General features: G+C 55.7%; 21 protein-coding genes. 10 read left to right on the top strand and 11 right to left on the bottom strand.

What is annotated here, in order from left to right; translation table 11 throughout:
• Window positions 1–139: 139 nt before the first annotated feature.
• The gene (locus ABYP39_RS03820; RefSeq protein ID WP_372781199.1) at window positions 140–460 is read right to left on the bottom strand and encodes a Rieske (2Fe-2S) protein; all 321 of its coding nucleotides are present in this window, start codon (window positions 458–460) and stop codon (window positions 140–142) included.
• Window positions 461–570: 110 nt separating this feature from the next.
• Between ABYP39_RS03820 and ABYP39_RS03815 the strand changes: the two genes are divergently transcribed.
• The gene (locus tag ABYP39_RS03815; protein WP_372781197.1) at window positions 571–1473 is read left to right on the top strand and encodes a PhzF family phenazine biosynthesis protein; all 903 of its coding nucleotides are present in this window, start codon (window positions 571–573) and stop codon (window positions 1471–1473) included.
• Window positions 1474–1520: 47 nt separating this feature from the next.
• Here the strand turns inward: ABYP39_RS03815 and ABYP39_RS03810 are convergent, their stop codons facing one another.
• On the bottom strand, window positions 1521–2585 hold the full coding sequence (locus ABYP39_RS03810) for a patatin-like phospholipase family protein (protein ID WP_372750487.1): 1065 nt from the start codon (window positions 2583–2585) through the stop codon (window positions 1521–1523).
• A gap of 78 nt (window positions 2586–2663) precedes the next feature.
• Between ABYP39_RS03810 and ABYP39_RS03805 the strand changes: the two genes are divergently transcribed.
• The 3 genes from ABYP39_RS03805 to ABYP39_RS03795 all read left to right on the top strand — a co-directional run bounded on the left by ABYP39_RS03805 (window position 2664) and on the right by ABYP39_RS03795 (window position 4732).
• Window positions 2664–3368 carry a M15 family metallopeptidase gene (locus ABYP39_RS03805; RefSeq protein ID WP_372781195.1) on the top strand — a complete coding sequence of 235 codons (705 nt, stop codon included), beginning with the start codon at window positions 2664–2666 and terminating at the stop codon, window positions 3366–3368.
• A complete protein-coding gene (cysE, locus tag ABYP39_RS03800) occupies window positions 3365–4150 on the top strand; it encodes a serine O-acetyltransferase (RefSeq protein WP_372758422.1) in 786 nt (261 codons plus the stop codon). Before ABYP39_RS03805 ends, cysE begins: the two co-directional genes overlap by 4 nt.
• A gap of 105 nt (window positions 4151–4255) precedes the next feature.
• On the top strand, window positions 4256–4732 hold the full coding sequence (locus ABYP39_RS03795) for a hypothetical protein (protein WP_372748040.1): 477 nt from the start codon (window positions 4256–4258) through the stop codon (window positions 4730–4732).
• Window positions 4733–4761: 29 nt separating this feature from the next.
• Here the strand turns inward: ABYP39_RS03795 and zntR are convergent, their stop codons facing one another.
• The gene (gene zntR, locus ABYP39_RS03790; RefSeq protein ID WP_372748039.1) at window positions 4762–5178 is read right to left on the bottom strand and encodes a Zn(2+)-responsive transcriptional regulator; all 417 of its coding nucleotides are present in this window, start codon (window positions 5176–5178) and stop codon (window positions 4762–4764) included.
• 90 nt (window positions 5179–5268) lie between these two features.
• Window positions 5269–7590 (bottom strand): TonB-dependent receptor, encoded by a 2322-nt coding sequence (locus ABYP39_RS03785; protein WP_372781193.1) that lies wholly within the window; start codon window positions 7588–7590, stop codon window positions 5269–5271.
• A 187-nt stretch (window positions 7591–7777) separates the two neighbouring features.
• Between ABYP39_RS03785 and ABYP39_RS03780 the strand changes: the two genes are divergently transcribed.
• Window positions 7778–9643: a DUF3604 domain-containing protein gene (locus ABYP39_RS03780; RefSeq protein WP_372748037.1), complete on the top strand. Its 1866-nt coding sequence runs from the start codon at window positions 7778–7780 to the stop codon at window positions 9641–9643.
• Between the two features lie 104 nt (window positions 9644–9747).
• Here the strand turns inward: ABYP39_RS03780 and ppa are convergent, their stop codons facing one another.
• On the bottom strand, window positions 9748–10296 hold the full coding sequence (ppa, locus tag ABYP39_RS03775) for an inorganic diphosphatase (protein ID WP_372748036.1): 549 nt from the start codon (window positions 10294–10296) through the stop codon (window positions 9748–9750).
• Window positions 10297–10568: 272 nt separating this feature from the next.
• Between ppa and ABYP39_RS03770 the strand changes: the two genes are divergently transcribed.
• Window positions 10569–12569: a sodium-translocating pyrophosphatase gene (locus tag ABYP39_RS03770; RefSeq protein ID WP_372758421.1), complete on the top strand. Its 2001-nt coding sequence runs from the start codon at window positions 10569–10571 to the stop codon at window positions 12567–12569.
• 71 nt (window positions 12570–12640) lie between these two features.
• On the opposite strand, the gene ABYP39_RS03765 is transcribed toward ABYP39_RS03770, so the two are convergent.
• Together ABYP39_RS03765 and ABYP39_RS03760 are read right to left on the bottom strand one after the other, a co-directional pair.
• Complete coding sequence (locus ABYP39_RS03765; protein ID WP_372748034.1) at window positions 12641–14680, bottom strand: BCCT family transporter; 2040 nt, start codon at window positions 14678–14680, stop codon at window positions 12641–12643.
• Window positions 14681–14823: 143 nt separating this feature from the next.
• The gene (locus ABYP39_RS03760) at window positions 14824–15309 is read right to left on the bottom strand and encodes a nitroreductase/quinone reductase family protein (RefSeq protein ID WP_372748033.1); all 486 of its coding nucleotides are present in this window, start codon (window positions 15307–15309) and stop codon (window positions 14824–14826) included.
• 217 nt (window positions 15310–15526) lie between these two features.
• Here ABYP39_RS03760 and ABYP39_RS03755 point away from each other — a divergent pair, with 217 nt between their 5' ends.
• From ABYP39_RS03755 to ABYP39_RS03745, 3 genes are all read left to right on the top strand, one after another.
• On the top strand, window positions 15527–16246 hold the full coding sequence (locus tag ABYP39_RS03755; protein ID WP_372758156.1) for a spermidine synthase: 720 nt from the start codon (window positions 15527–15529) through the stop codon (window positions 16244–16246).
• Window positions 16247–16273: 27 nt separating this feature from the next.
• Window positions 16274–16852, top strand: a complete 579-nt coding sequence (locus ABYP39_RS03750) for an HD domain-containing protein (protein WP_372750438.1) — start codon at window positions 16274–16276, stop codon at window positions 16850–16852.
• Window positions 16853–16953: 101 nt separating this feature from the next.
• On the top strand, window positions 16954–17682 hold the full coding sequence (locus ABYP39_RS03745) for an MBL fold metallo-hydrolase (protein WP_372750439.1): 729 nt from the start codon (window positions 16954–16956) through the stop codon (window positions 17680–17682).
• A 59-nt stretch (window positions 17683–17741) separates the two neighbouring features.
• On the opposite strand, the gene ABYP39_RS03740 is transcribed toward ABYP39_RS03745, so the two are convergent.
• The 4 genes from ABYP39_RS03740 to ABYP39_RS03725 are packed head-to-tail and all read right to left on the bottom strand — an operon-like array spanning window position 17742 to window position 20552.
• Window positions 17742–18869, bottom strand: coding sequence for a 5-(carboxyamino)imidazole ribonucleotide synthase (locus ABYP39_RS03740; RefSeq protein ID WP_372781191.1), 1128 nt, complete (start codon window positions 18867–18869; stop codon window positions 17742–17744).
• Window positions 18869–19363: a 5-(carboxyamino)imidazole ribonucleotide mutase gene (gene purE, locus ABYP39_RS03735; protein WP_372748584.1), complete on the bottom strand. Its 495-nt coding sequence runs from the start codon at window positions 19361–19363 to the stop codon at window positions 18869–18871. The genes ABYP39_RS03740 and purE overlap by 1 nt, the downstream gene beginning before the upstream one ends.
• Window positions 19360–20304 (bottom strand): sodium-dependent bicarbonate transport family permease, encoded by a 945-nt coding sequence (locus ABYP39_RS03730; RefSeq protein WP_372781189.1) that lies wholly within the window; start codon window positions 20302–20304, stop codon window positions 19360–19362. Before ABYP39_RS03730 ends, purE begins: the two co-directional genes overlap by 4 nt.
• Window positions 20301–20552, bottom strand: coding sequence for a hypothetical protein (locus tag ABYP39_RS03725; RefSeq protein WP_372781187.1), 252 nt, complete (start codon window positions 20550–20552; stop codon window positions 20301–20303). Before ABYP39_RS03725 ends, ABYP39_RS03730 begins: the two co-directional genes overlap by 4 nt.
• 123 nt (window positions 20553–20675) lie before the next feature.
• Here ABYP39_RS03725 and ABYP39_RS03720 point away from each other — a divergent pair, with 123 nt between their 5' ends.
• Window positions 20676–21644 carry a LysR family transcriptional regulator gene (locus ABYP39_RS03720; protein ID WP_372748587.1) on the top strand — a complete coding sequence of 323 codons (969 nt, stop codon included), beginning with the start codon at window positions 20676–20678 and terminating at the stop codon, window positions 21642–21644.
• Window positions 21645–21930: the final 286 nt, after the last annotated feature.

Here is a 21930-nt window from a genome sequence, read left to right as displayed (position 1 = left end):
GCCGCAAGGCGATTTGACTGCCTAACATTTCTCTAGAGTCGCAACTGGGTATAGGTTGGGCGTATTTCGTGTGATGACGTTTGGTTTAAAAGATTATTGCGTTTCACGTCAGAGGCAATGACTGCGTTCAGCACGGGAGCTAGGTCTGATCCTCAGCCAGGTGCAGCTCGCCGTTGTGCTCGATAATGGGCACTGCTTCAAGGCAGTCGCCCAGGCAGGGGCCGGCGACGCATTCCCCGGTTTCCACAACAAACAGTGCGCCATGGGTGGCGCACTGTATCAGCGAGTCGTCTCTGTCTAGAAACTGGTTCTCAGTCCAGTTCAGCTCAACCCCGAGATGGGGACAGCGATTGCGGTAGGCAAAGCACCGACCGTTCTGACGCACGATAAATAGCCCGTGTTTGTCAATCCCCAGACTGCCGGGCTCGGCAATAGTGTCTTTGTGGCAGAGAAACGTCATAGTTGTGGCCATAAAAAGCGCACATTGTACTCAAAGTTTTGTTGTCGCACAGGGCTGGCGAGGGGCGGGCACGGTGCTATGCTCTAAACAGGGCGATAAGGAGAAATGGCATGCAATACCCCTACAGTGTTGTGGACGTGTTTACCGAGCGGGCCTTTAGTGGCGCGCAGATCACCGTGTTTACTCAGGCCGATGGTTTGACTGAGGGGCAGATGCAAATGCTGGCCAGAGAGACCAATCACTCAGAAACGGTGTTTGTTATGCCGTCTGCGGCTGATTGCGCGGCCCGCTTACGAGTGTACTCGCCGCTAGGGGAGAGGGCAGCTGGCAGTCATACCACGGTGGCGGCGGCCTTCGCGCTGGCCGAATCCGGTGGTATTGCCGTGGGGACAGGTTTGAGTAAGTGCGAGTTTGTGCAGGGTGAGCAGCGATTGCCCATTCTTTTCAATCGTTCCGACAAAAGCCTTCTGACGCAAGTGGGCTTCACCGTCACGCCGCAGATTGATCGCTACGTGCCCGCGCAACAGGAATTGCTCGGCATATTGGGTTTGGAGTCACAAGATCTCGAAACCCTGAAAGCGCGAGCGCTGTTCGTCAGCTGTGGTTCTCCCTACCTGATTGTGCCACTGCGCTCATTGGATGCGGTTTACCGCGCCGCCTTTCATGCGGAAGCATGGGCGCAGAGCAGCGCCTCGTCGGTGCCGGTTAGTGAAATACTGGTGTACTGTTCGGAAACCGAAAATCCGGAGGCCGATTTTCATCTGCGGCTGCTGGGGGCGGGGCGCTCGCCTCACGACGATCCGCCAGTGGGCGCTGCAGTGCCGGCCTTTGTCGCCTTTCTTGGTGAAAAGCTGGCGCAGGGCACCCACACGTTGTGGGTTGAACGCGGCACGAAACGCACGCGTCAGAGTCTGTTGAAGGTGGAATTTGAAACCTGTGCCTCGGCGCCGCTCAACGTGAGAGTTGGCGGAGAAGCTGTTCTGGTAGCGCAAGGGCAAATGCGCGCGCCGTGAGCGCACTGCCGCTGGGCGTCCAGTCCACCCGCTGGCCGGCAGCGCCCCTAAACCGTATCGTCGAACGGCGGTTCTGGCGTTACTTTCTCCATGGTGGCGCTCACCATCTTGTCGATATCCGCCGGCTGCTGGGGCTCGGGCTCTTCTGGTCTTGGCGGCTGCTGATGATCGTCTGCCAGCTGCAAGGCATATTCAATTTCTGGCCACATCCTGTCGACCACGGCGCGGCCCTCTTCGATAGCGTCGCCGGCTCGCGAGAATTCCAGAAAACCGACGTGTGCCAGGCGTGGTGACAGCGTCACATCGGCAGGCTCGCCGGCCATTCGGCTGCGGGTGATCCGGTCCTGCATCACATTGATAGAGCTGAGCATGACATTAAGCGCGCCGGGCGCCTGTGCTTTGTTGCCGCTGCTCCACAAGTTGCTGGCGGCGCCCTTGATGGAATTGCCTAGGCGGCTGAGCATGGAAAATTCGTCGTCATCCTCGTCGTCCAGATCGGCCTCCTCTGAACCCGCTGGTTCCACGGCAGTAATTTTTGTCGGCGGTTTCACTAAATCACTGTTCAGATTGACGGCAATGATGGTTTCGGCGCCAAGGGCGCGACCGACCGATACGGGAACGGGATTGACCAGACCGCCATCAACCAGCCAGTGATTACCTTGCGCAACGGGTACCAGAACACCCGGTATGGCGATGGAGGCGCGCACCGCGTCCCACAGCGGGCCTTCCTGTAGCCAGGTTTCGCGGCCGCGGTAGAGATCGGTGGCCACGGCCGTGTAGCGCAGCGGCAGATCTTCAATGTTGGGGTTGCCGTAATTTTTCTTGAAAAAGTCGATCAGCCGACCGCCGTGGGCCACCCCACCGGTGGCCAGCAGGCGAATATCCATATAATGCAGTATGTCGCTGTTGGTCAGACCGCTGACCCAGTCTGCAAAATGATCCAGCTTGCCGCAGGCGTAGACGGCCGCTGCGAGGGCGCCTGCTGACGTGCCGCACACAATATCGGGTTTAATGCCTCGCTCTTCCAATCGTTGAATGACACCAATGTGGGCCATGCCACGGGCACTGCCGCTGCCCAGTGCCAGTGCGATTCGCTTTTTATGCTCTTCCATTGCAGAATTCACCCGCTAACCTCGTTGGCGATAGTATGCAGTGTCGCCGGAAATTCGTCATTTTTTGTGAGTGTGAACGTGAGCGCCGACCAGTTAACCGGTAGTGATGAATCCTTTCTCTGCCACCTCGACGAACAGCATCGTTTACATCCGCAGGCGGCAGCAGCGCTGCAGCGCTTGCAGCTCAGCGCAAGTAAGGCTGGGTTTGATTTGCAGCCGGTCAGCTGTTTTCGCTCCTTTGAGCGTCAGCTGGCAATCTGGAATCAAAAGGCCGGCGGGCAACGCCCGGTGCTGGACAGTTCCGGTAATCCGCTGCGACGCGATGAGCTGGATGACTGGGCCTGGGTGCAGGCCATTCTGCGCTGGTCGGCATTGCCCGGTGCGTCGCGTCATCACTGGGGCAGTGACCTTGATGTATACGATGCAGCCGCAGTCCCGGTGGATTATGCGGTGCAACTCACACCCGACGAAGTCAACGTTGGCGGCCCGTTTGCGGCGCTGCATGAATGGCTCGATGCGCGAATTGCCGAGGGCAGCTCGGAGGGCTTTTTCCGTCCTTACGCCTTTGATAGTGGCGGTGTTGCTCCAGAGCGATGGCATTTGAGTTATGCGCCCATTGCTGCGGAATGTGAACGGCAGCTGACGATTGACTGCTTGCTGGCGCGGATTCGAGGCTGTGAAACGTTTGCCCTGCGCGAGGTTGTTGAGGAACATTGCGAAGAAATCTTCGAGCGGTTTGTGAAACCGGCACAAGCGGCGATAACACAGGATGCATTTCTATGACTACGGTCTACGACACCGAAGCGTTGTGGCAGACGATCAAGCAGGAGGTAAAGGGTTTCAGTGAACGCGAACCTGCGTTGGCCAGTTATTTTTACGCCAATATTTTGAGCCATGATTCCTTCGCGTCGGCACTGAGTTTTCATATTGCGACACGGCTGGGTTGCGATTCAGTGCCGGAAATGACGCTAAGCGAAGTATTTGATGCAGCGATGCGCGACCAGCCAGCCATTTTGGAAGCAGCAGTGGCTGATATCCACGCGCATTATGAGCGTGATCCGGCGTGCAATTACTTTGCGTTGCCGGTGTTGTACTTCAAGGGATTCCAGGCTGTGCAATCTTACCGCTTTGCGCACTGGCTTTGGCAGCAGGGGCGGCGATCACTGGCGCTGTTTCTACAAAACCGTATTTCTACCACTTTGGATGTGGATATTCATCCGGCTGCCGTGGTCGGAGCTGGCATTATGGTCGACCACGCCACGGGTGTGGTGATTGGTGAAACGGCGAGTATCGGCGACAACGTGTCGCTGTTGCACGGTGTGACGCTGGGTGGCAGTGGTACGCAACACAACCCACGTCATCCGCAAGTAGGTGACGGCGTGTTGATTAGCGTCGGCGCTAAATTATTGGGCCATATTCATATTGGTGAAGGCGCAAAAATTGCGGGCGGTAGTTTGGTTGTTGAGGATGTGCCCGCCCATACCACGGTGGCAGGTGTGCCAGCAAAAATCGTTGGAAAACCTTCGCAGGCCTCGCCGTCTCTGGATATGGACCACGGGGTGTAAAAATATTCATTGCAAGATCATATATTAGGCGTAAAGTTATGTACCGAGTTAGCGGTAACTAACTATGAGCGTGTGTTGCAAGCAGCGGGAGGCTATTGCGGAACCATGAGCGTAAAACTATTAGATAATCAGGCCTTTTACGGCTACCGGGTACGACGGACTGTCGATGGTAAACTGTATCAGGAATATTTCTCTCTTAAGCAAAATGGAAAACGTCTGACTGGCGCCAAGAAGAAAGCGGTTGAGACCTTGGCGCAGGATCGTGATCGGGAGCTGGAAACACTTCAGATCAAAGCGCGTGAAGCAGCAAAAGATGAGCGTTGCTTCAATGCAGATGGCTCCGTGAAAGGTATTAGTTACCTGCTTAAGACAGAGAAAAGCGGCAATTTAACGCCGATTTTCCAGGTGGGCATTGCTTCGGAACTGGAACGTAAAACCGTTTGTACCAGTTTCTCACTGAATGCCCACGGCCCCGACGGCGCCTGGGAAAAAGCGGTAGATGCCTACGCTAAACACAAGGCGATCAAGCGTAACAGCAAGCTTTATAAGCGATTGAAATCGGCGATGCCGAAAATCGGTTAACAGCTTTCAGCTGACAGTGTGTGCAGGGTTTACATTGGCTCTGCATTTTGTGTCAGTGCCTGCAATATTGAGCAATATCGGGCAGAATCAACACTCCCATCGCAGGCTTTAGCCACCTCTTCCAGTGCGCTGTACATCTCTTCAAGCTCCTGAATTTTCTGTCGAATGGTGCTGAGTTTCTGCTGTGCGATCGATTTTACATCGGCACAGGTTCGCGCATCCTGCGCCACCTGAATAGACAGCAGTTCGGCAATGTCATTCAGACTAAAGCCCAGCTGTTTAGCGTGGAGAATGAACCGGACCCTGGCAACGCTGTCTTTGGGATAGTAACGATAGCCGTTGCTGCCGCGCGGTGGTGGCGGCAGCAGTCCCTCGCGCTCGTAAAAACGCAGGGTTTCAATATGGCAACCGGTCAGTTTGCTTAATTCACCAATACGGTAGGTCACGTGGCGCGCTCCCGATGTTTCTGCACAGTTCCAGCGTGAGGAAATTAAAGCCTGTAGTAAGGTATAGGGTCAATGCTGGCGTGCAGGCCGTTACCAGCGGTAGAGAAATTCCACAAAATAGCGATCCAGCGCATTCATGGTGCCAAAATGGCTGCCCGGTTGCAGTGGCACGTCCTGGCCATGAGCCTGAATTTCCCGGCGGGTGATGTTGCGTGCCAATAAAGTGACAGACCAATTGTCGTCCAGGCTGGACACCCGTAGATTGGCATTCATTTCCGTGGTGGGGCCCTGGGCATCGATCGGGTCGAGGTCGGTACTGAAAAACTGGTGGTCGCGGAACGTGGCATCTACGCCCAGACCGAGGCTGAAGGGGAGGTCATTCAGGCCGGGGATCAATTGGGTAAGATTCCAGCGTTGTACCAGGGTCGCTTCCCATTCCGGTGCGCGGGTGAGTCTTTTCCCACTGAGATCGCAGGCGCTCTCGCCACTGGTTGCTGTGCATTGGGCGTCCGGGAATTTATCGTAGCGGGAATCGAGATAGGCTAGCGATACATTGAGCGCCAACCAGGGGGCCGGCAGGAGCTGTGATTCGATCTCCACGCCGCGCGAGCGCGCCGATGCTGCATTACCAACGGAAAAATTGGTGCCGTTAAACAGACTGACCTGCAGGTTGTCGAAATCGGTACTGAACAGCCCGATATTCAATGTCGCAGCGCCATTCAATAGGCGCATTTTCGTTCCGGCTTCGTAGGTTTCGGCGTTTTCAGGCTCGAATTCGAGGTTGTCTGCGCTAACGGCTGCTTCGTTGAAACCGCCTGCTTTAAAGGCCTTTGCCCAAGTAGCATAAAAGGTGACTTCGTCGTTCATTTCGTAGCGCACACTGAGCTTCGGGGAAAAGTCCGTTTCTTTGCGCGAGCGGTTTTCGTTGTAGGGTTCTTCAAATAGAAACTGCGCGAAAAAACGTTCGGCCACAAAACTATTGTGACTCAAGATGGCGTGAACATCTTTGGTTTCTTCTGAGTAGCGCGAGCCTGCAATGAGGGCCAGCTGGTCCGACAGATTCCAGGTGGCCTGTCCAAAAATTGCCGCCGACTCAGTTTGTTGATCGAAATAGCGGAAATTGTTCAGTCGATCATCGGCGGGCAGGGGCGTTGTTGCGGCGATGTTCAGCAATTCATTCAGAGTGGCGGGAGAGCCCCGAACCGCGGCGATCACTTCGAGGGTTTGCGCGGTTTCAAGATCGGTTGTGCCCAGCCCGAAGTAGTCGGATTCGAAATAATACAAACCGGCCACATACTCCAGGGCACCAGGCGGCGAAGCCAGGCGCAATTCCAGACTATTTTGTTCATAGGTATCATCGCCGGTCAGTAGCACAATTTCAGCCGGCCCGAAGTCGGCGTCCAGTATGTGTACCTTGTCGAACTCTGAAGTGCCGGCCACGGCTGTGAAGGCATACTCCCCGAGTTCATAGTCAGCTTGTAAGGTAAAAGAGGCGCCTTCGCGCAGAGTATCCTGATTCGCATTCTGGGACGATGTCTGATTGCTTTTATCGGCTTCGGTGTTGGGGTCGTAACGCCGATATACCTCGAGTGTGGCGGGTGTTGCGGCGGTCAGTTCGGTGCCGGTGCTGTTGCCAAAAACACTGGTGTCGGTCGCGGTTAGGTTGATGTCGAGACCTTGCGCCAGTGATGGAAAGTGGAGTTTCAAGCGTTTTATATCGTTATCGCGGCTGCGCATATGGTCATCAATATCCTGCACCTGAGGATAGTCTGCGCGATTGAGATCGGCGGTTGTGTTCTTGATGACCCCTTGCTGATATTCGTTTTCTAAGGCCAGGCGAAAGTGAATTTTGTTATCGATTAGTGGTCCGCCAATCGCAGCCTGGAAGCGGCGCCTGTCAAAGTCGCCTCCTAGCCAGCTGACCTTGCCGGTGAATTCGCGGCTGGCTTGGCCTGTGGTAACGTTGAGCGCACCGGCAATCGCATTTTTGCCAAACAGTGTGCCCTGAGGGCCTCGCAACACTTCAACGCGCTGGGCATCGGTCAGAGCTTCAAACAGATAGTCCTGGCGACCGTAATACACGCCGTCAATAACCAGTGCCACGGACCGCTCAAAGCCTTTGTTGTTGCCCGAGCCAAGCCCGCGCATGGCAACGAAGCCTGTGTAGGGCGTGGCATTGATCACCAGGTTGGGAGCGAATTGTGAAAGCTCTCCAATATCGGTAATACCGACATCGTTGATGAAGTCTTCGCTCAGCGCAGTGATAGAGATCGGCACATCGCGGATATTTTCCGCGCGTTTTTGAGCCGTAACGATCACCTCTTCGATCACCGTGGCTTCATTGGCGAGGCTGAGGCCTGCCAGCCATGCCATCAGACCGACAGCGAAATGTGCTGTGTTTGGTTTTGCCATCGCGGGTGTCTCGCTGTTGTTCTTATGCGGCTTATCATTTCACAGAAAATGTGGCACTGTAAATGTCGATAAAATGAGGGCCATAAGTCTGAGTCCAGATTGTTGAACCAATTGAATGCCCTCCTCCGTCGTTTCATTCCGGGGCCGGGGTCAGGCCGACTGGCGACATAATAAAAAGGAGAGAACCATGGTTACACGGTTTCGATGGCTAGCCAGCTCGCTGGGCGCATTATGTTGCTGTGTACTGGCGCAAGCTGCGGGAGCTGCAGAGCCCAGGTTGTTGTGGGGCGATACCCATGTGCACACGGCGTATTCCTTTGACGCCTTCCTTAATAATAATCACAGCGCAACGCCCGAGGTGGCATACCGTTTTGCTCGTGGTGAGCCAGTGGTGCACCCTTACCATCGCGCGCGTATGCAGATCAGTGCGCCGCTGGATTTTATTGCTATTGCGGATCATGCCGAGTTTCTGGGTGTGGCCAGGGAAGTGTATTTCAATGGCGTACAACTGGACGATCCCGGCCCATTGGATCGTATCAAGGGTTGGCTCACGGAGCGCCATATTCGTCGGCTGATCGATGGCGATGCGGGGTTTGATGCATTTATTGAATTGCTGCCCCACAAGGGCGACCCACGTCTCTCCGCAAAGAATCTGTGGCAGGACACGGCGCAGCCAATTATTAACTCCGAGGCATTGGAAAAGAAAACCTGGCAATCACTGACTCGTCTGGCTGACGAGAACTACGTGCCGGGAGAGTTTACGACGTTTGTCGCCTGGGAATGGAGCTCGCTGCCGGGTGGCGCGAATTTGCATCGAGTAGTCATGACCAGTGCCAGTGGCGAGACTGCCAGTCAATTCCAGCCCTTTGGCTCGGACGATAGTCCCTATCCCGAAGATCTGTGGGCGTGGCTGGATGCCACCAGCAAAGACACCGGTGCAGAGTTTTTGTCTATTCCGCATAACTCCAACATATCCAAAGGCTTCATGTTTCCGGAAGAGACCCTGCGCGGAGATCCCTTTACTGAAGCCTATGCACGCAAGCGGCTGCAGTATGAGCCAGTGGTGGAGGTGACACAGATAAAAGGCGACTCGGAAACGCACCCGGTGTTCTCACCGACCGATGAATTTGCAGATTTCGAAACCTACCCCTTCTACATTCAGCAGGAACCTCAGGATTATCAGCCTCACAGGGGGGATTATGTCCGACCTGCGCTGAAACGGGGCTTGACCCTTGAGCAGCGTCTGGGTGTGAACCCCTATCAATTTGGTCTGATTGGCTCAACTGACAGTCACAGCGGGTTGGCTACGGCGGAGGAGGCGAACTTTGGGGGTAAACTGGCCAGAGATTCAACGCCGGAGACCAAGAGTCGGGCCGATGGCCGCGAGCAGTTCGCCAGTGGCTGGAGTATGTCTGCGTCCGGGATGGCGGCGGTGTGGGCTGAGGACAATACCCGCGAAGCAATCATGGCGGCGCTAAAGCGTCGCGAAGTTTATGCAACCACTGGGCCGCGCATTGCCCTGCGAGTATTTGGCGGTTGGGACTATGCCTTGGGTGATGCCCAGGCGACCGACCAATCACTGCGCGCGCGCGGTGTGCCCATGGGCAGTGAATTGACCGCCGGCGAAGGCGCGCCGCGGTTGGTTATTCAGGCACTGAAAGACCCCAATGCTGCCAATCTGGACCGTGTGCAGGTGGTGAAGGGGTGGCTGGATGAAGCGGGCGCTAGTCAGGAGCAGGTGTTTAATGTGGCCTGGGCCGGTGAACGCAGTCTCGACGCTGGTGGAAACCTGTCGCCCTTGCCGGTTACGGTAGATTCACGTACGGGGCGTCACAGTGATGCCCATGGCGCTGCCAGTCTCCAGGCTGTGTGGCAAGATCCAACTTTTAATCCCGCGCAAAGCGCCTTTTACTACGTGCGGGTGCTGCAAATTCCCACCGCTCGGCACGTGTATCTGGATGCACTGGCGCTGGGTAAAGATAGACCAGACGAGGGCGCGTCGATTATCCAGGAACGGGCTTACAGCTCGCCAATTTGGTATTCGCCCAAGTAATGCTTTGTTGCGCTAAAGCAGCACCCAAAAAAAAGGAACTGCAATGGCAGTTCCTCTCTTTGGTCTTCAACGCCCAGACATTTTGCATGTCCGAGCCCTAGACATCAGAACGCGGGCTTATCGTCTGCAGATTCGTAACGAGAAACGCTGTCCAGAATTTCCTGTTTGGCAGCGGCCGCGTCGTCCCAACCTTCTACCTTGACCCACTTGCCGGCTTCCAGATCTTTGTAGTGCTCAAAGAAATGCTGAATCTGGTTGCGCAGCAACTCAGGCAGATCAGTAGCTTGCTCGATATTTTTGTAGATCGGCGTCAGTTTGGTGACGGGCACGGCAAGCAGCTTGGCGTCAACGCCAGACTCGTCGGTCATTTTCAGAACGCCAACGGGGCGGCAGCGAATAACGGAACCGGCCAGCAGCGGGAACGGGGTAGGTACCAGTACGTCTACCGGGTCGCCATCTTCAGACAGGGTGTGGGGCACGTAACCGTAGTTGCAGGGGTAGTGCATGCAGGTCGCCATGAAACGGTCTACGAAGATTGCGCCGGAATCTTTGTCCACTTCGTATTTGATTGGATCAGCGTGGGCTGGAATCTCAATGATTACGTTGATTTCTTCGGGTACATTCTTGCCGCTTGGCACGTCGTTCAGGCTCATGGGTGTCCTCGGATGCGTAAATGAAAAAGGATTTACCTGCCCGTGCGGCAGGCGGTCGAAAGGCGCGCATTATACAGGCTGCGGAGACCAGGTAGAAGCAACGTGGTGTTTATTTGACCAGTCGGTGGTTAGCAAATCCCCCTCCGAGCTGCTATACCCATAGTGGAAAACCGCTGATTCTCGGTTAAAACCGGCGTCGGACGGATGCTATTCATAATTATTAAGGGAATTGAACCTGCGCAGTAATTCCTCCTGGATCTGAGGACTTCACCATGACCGGACATCTTGCAGTGCCCCCGCTGTTTGGGGTTGTCGGCCTGATTTGCGCCTTTGTAATTTATGGGGTCGTCAAGAAATACCCCGCCGGTGATGCGAAAATCAAAAAAATTGGCGATGCCATTCACCTCGGTGCCATGGTCTTCATGCACCGTGAATACCGCACGCTGGCCATCTTCGCGGCTGTGCTGCTGGTAATCCTGTTCTTTACACCGGGCCTGGGTCCGCAAACCGCACTGGCCTTTGTCGCGGGCGCGGTTTCCTCAGCGCTGGCGGGGTATATCGGTATGTATACGGCTACCCAGGCCAATGTGCGCACCACCACGGCCGCCCACACCCAGGGCGCGGCGGAGGCTTTGACGGTTGCCTTTTTCAGTGGCTCGATCATGGGCTTGTGTGTGGCGTCGCTCGGGTTGATTGGGCTGGGTTCTCTGTATTGGTATTTTGGGGGCGATCCGGCCACGGCCCACTATATCCACGGCTTTGGTATGGGCGCTTCGTCGGTGGCGCTGTTCTCTCGGGTCGGCGGCGGCATATACACGAAAAGCGCTGATGTGGGCGCGGATCTGGTGGGCAAAGTGGAGGCGGGTATTCCCGAAGACGATCCCCGCAACCCGGGAGTGATCGCCGATAACGTGGGCGATAATGTGGGCGACGTGGCGGGGATGGGGTCTGATATTTTTGAGTCCTATTGCGGCTCCATGATTGCCTCTATTGCGATTGCGTCCACTATGATCACCAGCACGCTCGGCTCACAGCAAGCGTTGATGTTTTTACCGCTAGTGCTGGCCTCTACCGGGCTCACGGCCTCCATCGTGGCGATTATGGTCGTCAAATCCCTGTCGGCGAAATCGCCGGAAGTTGCTCTGCGCATCGGTACCATTGCGGCGGCCGTGCTGTTTATTGGCGCTGCATACCTGCTCATCGAGACGGCCGGTATTTCGGTCAACGTCTGGTTTGCCGTGCTCACGGGTGCCGTAGGCGGCATTGTGATCGGCCTGGTTACGGAGTATTACACCGCCTCGGAACCGATCCGCAAGATTGCACGTGCCGGCGAAACCGGTGCGGCAACGGTAATGATTACCGGGTTGGCAGTGGGTATGCAGTCCGTGGTGGTGCCGGTGCTCACCATTGGCGCCATTATCTATACATCGACCGAACTGGCGGGTCTCTACGGTGTGGCGATTGCGGCGGTGGGTATGCTTTCCACGGTGGGAATGACCATGGCCATCGATGCTTATGGTCCGGTGGCGGATAACGCCGGGGGCATAGCGGAAATGGCCGGGCTGGGCAAAGAAACGAGGGACATTACCGATTCTCTTGATCGGTTGGGAAACACCACAGCGGCCATCGGCAAAGGCTTTGCCATTGGCGCAGCGGCGCTGGCGGCACTGGCTATTATCGCTGCGTTTGTGGAAGTGATGCAGCACAACGACCCAAGTTTTAGCCTGCATTTGGGTGACCCCAAAGTACTGGTGGGCATGTTTATCGGTGGCATGCTGCCTTTCCTGATTGCCTCAATCACCATGACGGCGGTGGGCGATGCGGCGTTTGAAATGATTCACGAAATCCGCCGCCAGTTTCGTGAAATTAAAGGCCTGCTCGAAGGCACCGCTGAGCCGGATACCGAGCGCTGCGTGGACATTGCCACCAAGGCGGCGTTGAAAAGAATGATTCTGCCCGGGGTGATTGCCGTTGCTGCGCCTGCGGTGGTGGGCTTCGGGATAGGCGCGGAATCGCTGGGGGGAATGCTGGGTGGCGGTCTGTTGGGCTGTGTACTGTTGGCGCTTACGATGGCTAACGCTGGGGGTGCCTGGGACAACGCTAAAAAGTATGTAGAGCAGGGCAACCTCGGTGGTAAGGGGTCACCTGTGCATGCCGCTACTGTAGTCGGTGATACCGTGGGTGACCCCTTTAAGGATACCTCTGGTCCGTCGATGAATATCCTGATTAACGTGATGGCAATCGTGAGTTTGGTTATTGCGCCAATTCTCTAGCACAGCCCGGCAAGTGATTTTTTTGGCGCGGCGAGGCTCTGATCTAGAGCCTCGCCGCTATCGGTTAGTGGCTAGGACTCGCTGCTGAGCATGTCATCGTGCTCCACCATGTTCCAAGGCAGGTTGCCGGGTGATATCTCAAGGAAGATCAAGTGCTTCTCGAACTTGTCCAGAATATCAATAATGATGTCATGCTGGTCGAAGCCGAAAATATCATAGGACTGACCGCCCAGGCGCAGAAATACTTCCGCGCGGTAATAGACCCTGCCAGACTCTTTGCCATGTAGCATTTCCGGAAAGGCGTAGTCCGGAAGTTTGTTCTCGATCAGGCGAATCTCGTAGATGAAATCGACCTTATCGTCGCGTTTCACTTCCAGGTAGGTGCGCGCGTTGTCCGCGTCGACATGAATCTGCGCATTCCAGTGCAGCATGGACAGCTCACGCTCCACCCGGCTCATAGCCTTGGTGACCGTGGAGGCCATAAACTCCTGAACCTCTTCCTTGTCTGGAAATGTTACCAATCCGAGTAAGCGGCGTTTCCAGAGGCCGCGCCCCGTCGTGCCTGAGAACCGATTCTGGATTTCCAGCTGCAAACTGCGGTGGTGGTGGCTCTCAATGACCAGTGCCCGCCACATGCCCAACGCCGAAATAATCATGATGATCGAAAACGGCAAAGCACTGGCAATGGTCATGGTCTGCAGTGCGCTGAGGCCGCCGGCAAGCAGCAGCACAGCGGCGACCGCGCCTTCGGAGGTAGCCCAGAATACACGATGCCAAACTGGCGATTCCTGGGCGCCGCCCGAGGCCAGTGAATCAATCACCAGCGAGCCAGAATCCGAGGAGGTCACAAAAAAGGTAATAATCAAGATGACCGTGATAAACGAAACAATGGATGAAAACGGCAGAATTTCGTACAGCTTGAACAGAGCGATGGCGTGGTCTGCCTGCACCTGGCCAATCAGGGCGGTGTACCCCTCATTCATGATTTTGTGCAGGGCGGTGTTGCCGAATATTGAAAACCAGAGAAACGTGAAGATGGTTGGCACCAGCATCACCCCCACCACAAACTCGCGGATGGTGCGACCACGGCTGATTTTTGCCACGAACAGGCCCACGAAAGGCGCCCAGGCGATGGTCCAGCCAAAGATGAACAGCGTCCAGTTGCCGATCCAATCGCTACGGGTATAGGCCTGCAGGTTGAAAGTGCGCTCGACAATAAAGTTCAGGTAGCTGCCCGTGTTCTGCAGAAAACTCTCCAGAATGTGCACGGTTGGCCCGGCGATAAAGACGAACAGCATCAATGAAACTGCCAGCACCATATTGACAATGGACAGGCGCTTTACGCCCTTGTCCATACCTGCCACCACAGACAGGATAGCCAAGCTCGTAATCAGCGCAATGCTGATGATCTGGACCGTTGTACTGACGGGGATGCTCGGCCACAGATAGTTGAGGCCGGCGTTTATCTGGGCCACAGACAACCCCAGCGTAGTGGCGATACCAAACAGTGTGCCGAGAATGGCGAACACATCAACCACGTGCCCGGCCGGGCCGTAGATCTTGTCGCCAATCAGTGGGTACAGGGCCGAGCGCATCGACAGTGGCAAACCGTGGCGGAAGGCAAAGTAGGCCAGCACCAGTGCTACCAGCCCGTAGATGGCCCAGATGTGGAAACCCCAGTGGAAGAAGGCAATCTGCATAGCCTGCTTGGCGGCATCAATGGTCTCACCGGCACCTGAGGGCGGTGAGGCGTAGTGTAGTACCGGCTCCGCGACCCCAAAAAACAGCAACGCGATGCCGTAGCCGGCGGAAAACAGCATGGCGAACCAAGCGGGGAAGCTGTATTGCGGGTCCGCGTGATCCGGGCCCAATTTGATATGCCCCCAATCGGTAAAGGCAATGCCGACAATAAAGATCAGGAAGAAGGCCACCGACAGCATATAGAACCAGCCAAAGGTGTCGGTGATGTAGCTCAGGGTGGCGCTAAAGGCTGCACCTGCCATTTCCGGGTTGCTGATGGTGCCGAGCACCAGCAGTACGATAACCACCACGGCGGGTACAAACACGGGAACCAGAATACTGGAGGTGCCTGCGTGTTTCTCCTGAGTCATTGGTATCTCCCTGAATTCAGAATGTTTTTAAGCGTATAACGGGTGCAAAGTGAAATACCCTAAAGCACTGAAGGGGGGATTGAAAGACGCAATTGGTACCGAAGGGGGCGTGACGCCGCTACGCGGCATTGCAATCGGAACTGCTAGGTGCTTGCAGGCTCCAGCACGATTAATGGGATAACCCGACCGGAAACAGCCGATGCCCGTTCCTGATAGTCATCAAAACCCTGATAGACCTCCATCATTTTTCCCCAGAAATAGTCCTTTTCCTCTCCGTGGGCTTCTCGTGCCAGCATTGCTACCGGCTTGCGGCCAATTTGCATGGTGCAATGCGGGTTTGCGCAAAGATTGTAATACCACGCGGGGTGACCTGCGCAGCCTGCCTTGGAGGCAATGAGAATCACCTTGCCATCGACTTGCCCGTAGAGCAGGCACGCTTCGCGCCATTGTCCGGATTTGCGTCCCTTGCTGGTCAGAATGCCCACTGGTGACATAAAGAAAAACGTGCGCATTAAGCGGCCGCCGCTTTTCTTGAATACCCAGGCCTGAATACGACTCATGCGCTGCATGATCTTGATCGCTGCGGGCTCACGTTCCTGCGAAAAGAGTTTCAGCTTTTGCTCTGGCATGGTTTGGTTCCGGGGCTTCAGTTATGGTTTTGATTATCCAGCGCGGAGCCGCTCTGTCCAATAGCAATTGCGGCCTTTGCGGGCTCGTTGGGATGGCAAGGCGGTGCATAATCTGTCACCGGCGGCTGTGGACTACATTAATTTGCGCAAAGCGCGTAAAGTCACACTGCGCGGCGTTGCTGCGTTGTTTTGCATCCCAGTTCAGGATATTCCTCGCATGTCATTGTTGTTCGAAGAAATAGACAGTCAGCCCTCTCCCCTGGGGGAAATCTCGCTGCGCCGGCGTCGTATACCGGCCTTTGGCGAGCGTGATATCTACGAGGTAAAGCTCGGCGAAGAATTCTTGATGTCCAGTATGTTTGTCGACGCTGAAGAAGCGCTGGCCACATTGGGCCTGGCAGCCGTACGTGGTGACTCACTGACGGTGGTTGTCGGTGGGCTGGGCTTGGGCTACACCGCCGTCGCTGCGTTACAGGATGAGCGTATTGCCGAACTGCTGGTGGTGGATGCCATCGACACGGTGATCGACTGGCACAAGAAAGAGCTGGTGCCGCTGGGTAAGATACTCAATGCCGATGACCGCAATCGCTATGTGCTGGGCAGTTTTTTTGATCTGGCGACAGCGCCGGCGACGGGCTTTGATCCAGACCATCAGGGCAGAAAGTTCGATGCCATTTTGCTCGATATCGACCACTCGCCTACCGAGTACCTGAATTCGGCCAACGCCAGTTTTTATACCACGGAAAATCTGGCATTGATGGCCGAGCAGCTCAAACCCGAAGGTGTATTCGCAATGTGGTCGCAGAATTTGCCCGAGGCCGAGTTTGAAGCCCTGCTCAACACGGTGTTTGCGCAGGTTGAATCCCATGTGGTGCGATTCTATAACCCACTGCAGAATCGGGAGTCGACCAATTCGGTGTACGTATGTAAAAAATAGCCTGCGAACGTTAATCGGGAGAATAAAATGAAGACGCACTTCAAATCGTTCACACAAAGTACGCGCGAGGATTGGCAGATTATCGCGGGCGAGCAGATCAAGTTTATGGCGGACCTGCCCAATCGGGTTCTGGCTCACCTTCAATTACTGGACGGAGACTGTGGTGGTTTTCCCATCGACCGTCTGCAACATTGCCTGCAAACCGCTGAGCGCGCGGCGGAGGCGGGCGAGGATGAGGAATACGTGGTGTGTGCGCTGCTGCACGATATCGGCGATACCTTGGGTAGCTATAACCACGCAGACGTGGCGGCGGCCATTTTGCAGCCGTTTGTGTCCGAGGCCAACCATTGGATGGTGAAGCACCACGGTATTTTTCAGGGCTACAATTTCTTCCATCACCTGGGCATGGATCGCAACCTGCGCGACAACTATCGGGATTGCGAATATTACGAATACACCGCACGGTTCATTGCCAAGTACGACAATCTTGCGTTTGATGAAGACCGGCCGAGACTGTCACTCGAGCTGTTCGCGCCCATGGTGCAACGGGTGATGGCGCAGCCCCGGCAGAGTCTGTACAAGGCGGTTCTGGAGGGCGAGACCTGAGCTTCAGGGCCTGACAGCAGGGCGCTGTGCAGTAGGAAAAGTTCCTGCTAGCATCATCGCGTTATCGTCCGATTCAATATTGTCCTCAAGAGGATGGCATCATGGTGACGACCAATCGCGAGTCCGGTACCAATGTGCACGAAGTGGCCGATGGTATTTACCGCATCAATACCCCTATGCCACCCAGCTTTATTCCCGGTGGTTTCTCCTTCAATCAATACCTGCTGGCGGGTGATGAGCCGCTGTTATTCCACACTGGCTTGCGGAAGATGTTTCCACTGACACTGGAAGCGGTGCGCGCGGTGATGCCTGTTGATCGCCTGCGTTACATTGGCTTTTCGCATTTTGAGGCCGACGAATGTGGCGCTCTGAACGACTGGCTGAGCGTAGCGCCCCAGGCTCAGCCGGTCTGCAGTCAGGTGGCTGCCATGGTGTCGGTAAACGACTACGCCGATAAGCCGGCTCGGGCGATGGGGCATCAGGAGGTGCTGGACACTGGTGGCCATCGATTGACGTGGCTCGACACGCCGCACTTGCCGCACGGATGGGAAACCGGTTACTTCTTTGATGAAACCACGCGCACACTGTTGTGCGGTGATCTGTTCACCCAGCCCGGTGTTGGCGAAAAGGCGATAACCGAAGACGACATACTCGAACCCAGCGAAGCTTCCCGAGCAGAGATGGATTACTTCTCGCACTCCAAGCATGCACCGCACCTACTTGAGCTGCTGGCTGCTACCGAACCAACCACACTGGCCTGTATGCACGGCAGTGCCTGGAAGGGCGACGGTGCGGGCTTGCTGCGCGAGCTGTCCAGTCGTATTACCTAAGGTTTGCGTAACGTTTCAGCCCCAGGTTTTTCACTGGGGCAGCGCGCTCTTATGCCACATCACACCCCCGGCGTTGATGCCTTGCTACTGACGGTTGTCAGCGCATTTTCAAAGGCCAGCATTTCCTGTCGGAGTTTGGTGCTGGATGCATTGTAAAACGTCACATGCCCCATTTTTCGGCGCGGTGCCGGCCGTTTCTCATACCAGTGCAGGGTGTTGTTGCTGTTCAGAGTTGCCAGCGGCGGCTTTTCGGTGCCGAGCAGGTTGACGATGCCCGCGTAGCCCCTGGATTGGGTGGAGCCAAGCGGCAGCCCGCTGATGGCCCGCAGGTGATTCTCAAACTGATCGGTGCAGCCGGCACCCACTGTCCAGTGTCCGGTGTTATGCACTCTGGGCGCAATCTCATTGACGATTACCCGGTCGCCGATTACAAACCATTCTATGGCCAGGACGCCAACATAATCCAACGCACGCAGTATGGTTTGGGTGTGCTGAATAATGGCAGCTTTGGCGGCTTCGCTGACACGGCGCGCCGGGGCGTAGGACATTCTCAGAATGCCGTCTTCAACACGGTTAGCGGTTAATGGGTAGAGCGCAATCTCGCCGCTCAGCGCACGTACGGCAATGCTGGAAACTTCCTGGCTGTAGATCACGGCGTGCTCAACAATCCAGCCGTTAGCGGTGGTCTGGGTGTTTATGTGCTGCAATTGCTGGTTGTCGCGAATATAGAACTGGCCCTTACCGTCGTAGCCTTCGGTCAGAGATTTTGCGTAGACCGGTTGTTCAATATGATCCAGCTCGGCGAGGTTCTCTAGATGCCGATACGGCGCGATGGGTATGCCTAGTGATTCCAGAAATCGGCGCTCAGCCAAGCGATTTTTGCAGATGCTGAAGGCGCTGAGCGAGGGGCGCAAGGGATGGTGCCGGGCTACCTGCGCCAGCACGGCATCGGGCAGTTGCTCCGACTCCATGGTAACGGCATCGACAGCGCCCAGCTGTGTTAAGAGCGACGCAATCGAGCTTTCCTGATCCTGGGAATAGGTCAACACTCTGCCCAGTTGGCGGATGGCTCTGGATTCGTCAGCTTGCGACTGTTTGATGATAAAAGTGAATTCGAGACCCATGCGCAGCCCGGTGAGGGCGAGCATTCTTGCCAGTTGACCGCCACCAAAAATCGCTATGTGCACTATTGCACCTCCCAGGAAACAGCGGCACTTTGGTCGGCCCGCCATTGCTGCAGCTTTGCCATGAGAGCGGTATCGTGTGTGGCAAGCATCTGGATCGCGAGCAGCCCGGCATTAAAGGCGCCGCTTTCGCCGATGCTTTGGGTGGCTACCGTAATGCCTTTTGGCATTTGCACGATCGACAGCAGGCTGTCGAGTCCGTTCAGTGCCTTGGACTGTACCGGCACACCGATGACCGGCAGCGGGGTAAGGGCGGCCAGCATACCGGGCAGGTGAGCGGCGCCGCCTGCGCCGGCGATGATAACTTTGTACCCGGCTTCGTAGGCGCCGCTGGCAAAGTCAAACAAGCGCTGCGGCGTACGGTGGGCAGAAACCACAAAGGTATCGGCCGGTAGATCAAATTGTGCAATTACGTCGGCTGCGAACTTGAGTGTCGGCCAATCAGATTTTGAACCCATGAGTACTGCAATTTGTGCTGTTGTGTGTGTCTTGTTCATGCCAGAAAGATCTCAACCAGAGTGATGTACAGGGGGATGCCGACGATAACGTTGAAGGGAAACGTTACGCCGAGTGATGCAGTGATAGACATACCGTGATCAGCCTCCGGCAGCGCGGCGCGCATGGCGGCTGGTACGGCAATATAGGAAGCACTGGCGCCCAGAACGGCGAGCAGAATTACACCACCTGGGGACAGGCTAATGACGTTGGCAATGGCCGCACCGAATAGGGCGCCGATCAACGGCATGGCGATGGCAAAGGTGATGAGAAAGCTGATGCTGTCTTTCAAAGCACGAATTCGATCGGCTGCAACCATTCCCATCTCCAGTAGGAACAGGGCCAATACGGCGGGGAACAGATCGATAAACAGCGGCGATATGCGTGGCATCTGCTGCGCGCAGGCGTAACCGATCAGCAGGCCGCCGGTCATCAGCACCATGCCCTGGTTAAAGAACACTTCGTGCAGCACTTCTCGTTTATCGGTGCTGTTGTTTGCGCTGTTGTTTGGGCTATTGGCCAGCGCCAGACCCACAGCGATGGCAGGCATCTCCAGAAGCACTACAAATAAGGGGAAGTAAGCCTCGTAGGCGATTCCTCGGTTTTCCAGCACCGCCACGGCTACCGCGTAGGTGCCCACGCTTACTGAGCCGTAGTGGGCGGCTAGTGAAGCGGCGTCGATGCGCCTCAGACGACCGATGGCATAGGCGAGCACAAAGGCGATTAGCGGGAGAATCACCCCAAGGCTGACCACCCAGAGCGATTGCGTAATGATGTTGGCCGAGGCGTGCTTGGCAAGCGCCACGCCACCTTTCAGACCAATGGCCAGCATCAGTATGATGGTGAGGCTTTTATATAGCGCCTCGGGGAGAGTAAACGGTGACTTCAGCAGTCTGGCGATGACACCCAGTAGAAAAAAGGCAACAACAATATCTATGCTCACAAGGTATCTCCTCTGACACTGTTATTCATTTTGGTGGCAGCGTTACTCAGGCGAGCGGCCTTGCCAGACCGCATCAGATACTGGGCCGTATTCATGGTGGCCAGTAGCACGCCAGTCAGTACTGCCGCAGAGCCGGCTTCGCCAGTGGTGTTAAGCCACAGGCCCATGATCAACAGGGTGCTGGCAACGCTAAGGCCAAAGACGAGTTGCTGTTGCAAGGCAGTTGAGGTGGTCAGTTCGCTACGCATTGTGGGGCTCCAAGTGGCTATGCGCGGCATATTGCTTGAGAATAAGGATAGATAATAATAGATATTATATATCCAATGATTAGATTATTATCTATGCAATGAAAGTGCCCTGGAGGGTGGCTTGTGGCTAAGAACCTTGTGCAGAACCTGTCCCGTGCAGCAACGCTCAGGCAGCTCGAAATACTGGCGACGGTTTACCGACTGGGGAGCATCAAGGCGGCCTCAGAATTCCTGCACCTAACCCAGCCCACGGTATCCATGCAGCTGAAGAAACTGTCAGAGTCGGTGGGTATGTCGCTCTACCAGATGATAGGGCGCAAACTGACGTTTACCGATTCCGGCCGGGAAATTGCTCAGTCGGCGACACGCATTTTCGGTGAGCTGGGGGCACTGGAAATGCGACTGGCAGATTTGCGAGGCTTAAAGGCGGGCGCGCTGCGACTGTCGGTGGTTACCACCTCCAAGTATTTTATTCCGCATATGCTTGGCCCCTTTTGCGAGCGCTATCCGGGTATCGATATTCAACTGAACGTGGGGAACCGGCGGCAGATCATTGAGCGTCTGGAAAAGGGCGGTGACGATTTCTATGTATTTAGTCACCCGCCGGAAGATGTCGATACCGTCTCCACGGAATTTCTCTTGAACCCGCTGGTGGCGATTGCGCCGGCGTCACACCCGCTTGCACGAAAGCGGCGAATCTCACTGGCTCAGCTGGCCCAGGAACCTTTTCTCATGCGCGAGCAGGGTTCGGGCACGCGCTTCGCGATAGAGCAATTTTTGCAAAAACATCGCCTTAAGCTGAACGTTAAGATGACCATTGAAAGCAACGAAGCCATCAAGCATGCAGTGATGTCGGGTCTGGGCATTTCGATACTGTCTGCTCATACGCTCACCTTCGGTGGCAACGCGGGGTTGGTTGAGTTGCGTGTGGAGAAACTTCCCATCACCACCTCCTGGCATATGGTGTGGCCTAAAAGCAAATCGTTGTCGCCTATAGCCGACCGTTTTCTCCAGTATGTTCACGACGAGGGGCGCCAGTTGATCGAAAGCGAATTCAGGCGCACAGGGTTGGTCACGAAGCAGCTGCGGTAGTCGGTCAGTGGGGGGCAACCTGGCGAGGTTCCGCGTTGCGTGCTAGGGTCAATAGAGCCTTTCTTTCTAAGTGGGCTCGGATGTTGCGGTCAAGTAGCCGGCAGTTTCATCGTAATTCTATACGTATTCCTATCGGGCTGTTCTTCGAGTTGTCACTCGGAAGGCAGTGAACAGGACAAGAGCATGGACATCATCGCGCTGTTTAAAGCTTACGCCGAAGCCTTTGAACTAACCTATGAAGACGACGACTGGTCGCGTCTGGAGCCGCATTTCGCACCGCAGGCGT

The sequence above is a fragment of the Litorivivens sp. genome, from assembly GCF_041625495.1.
Lineage (GTDB): Bacteria > Pseudomonadota > Gammaproteobacteria > Pseudomonadales > Spongiibacteraceae > Litorivivens.
The sequence above is the reverse complement of the archived record's forward strand: the minus strand, read 5'-3'. Positions and strand labels throughout refer to the sequence as shown.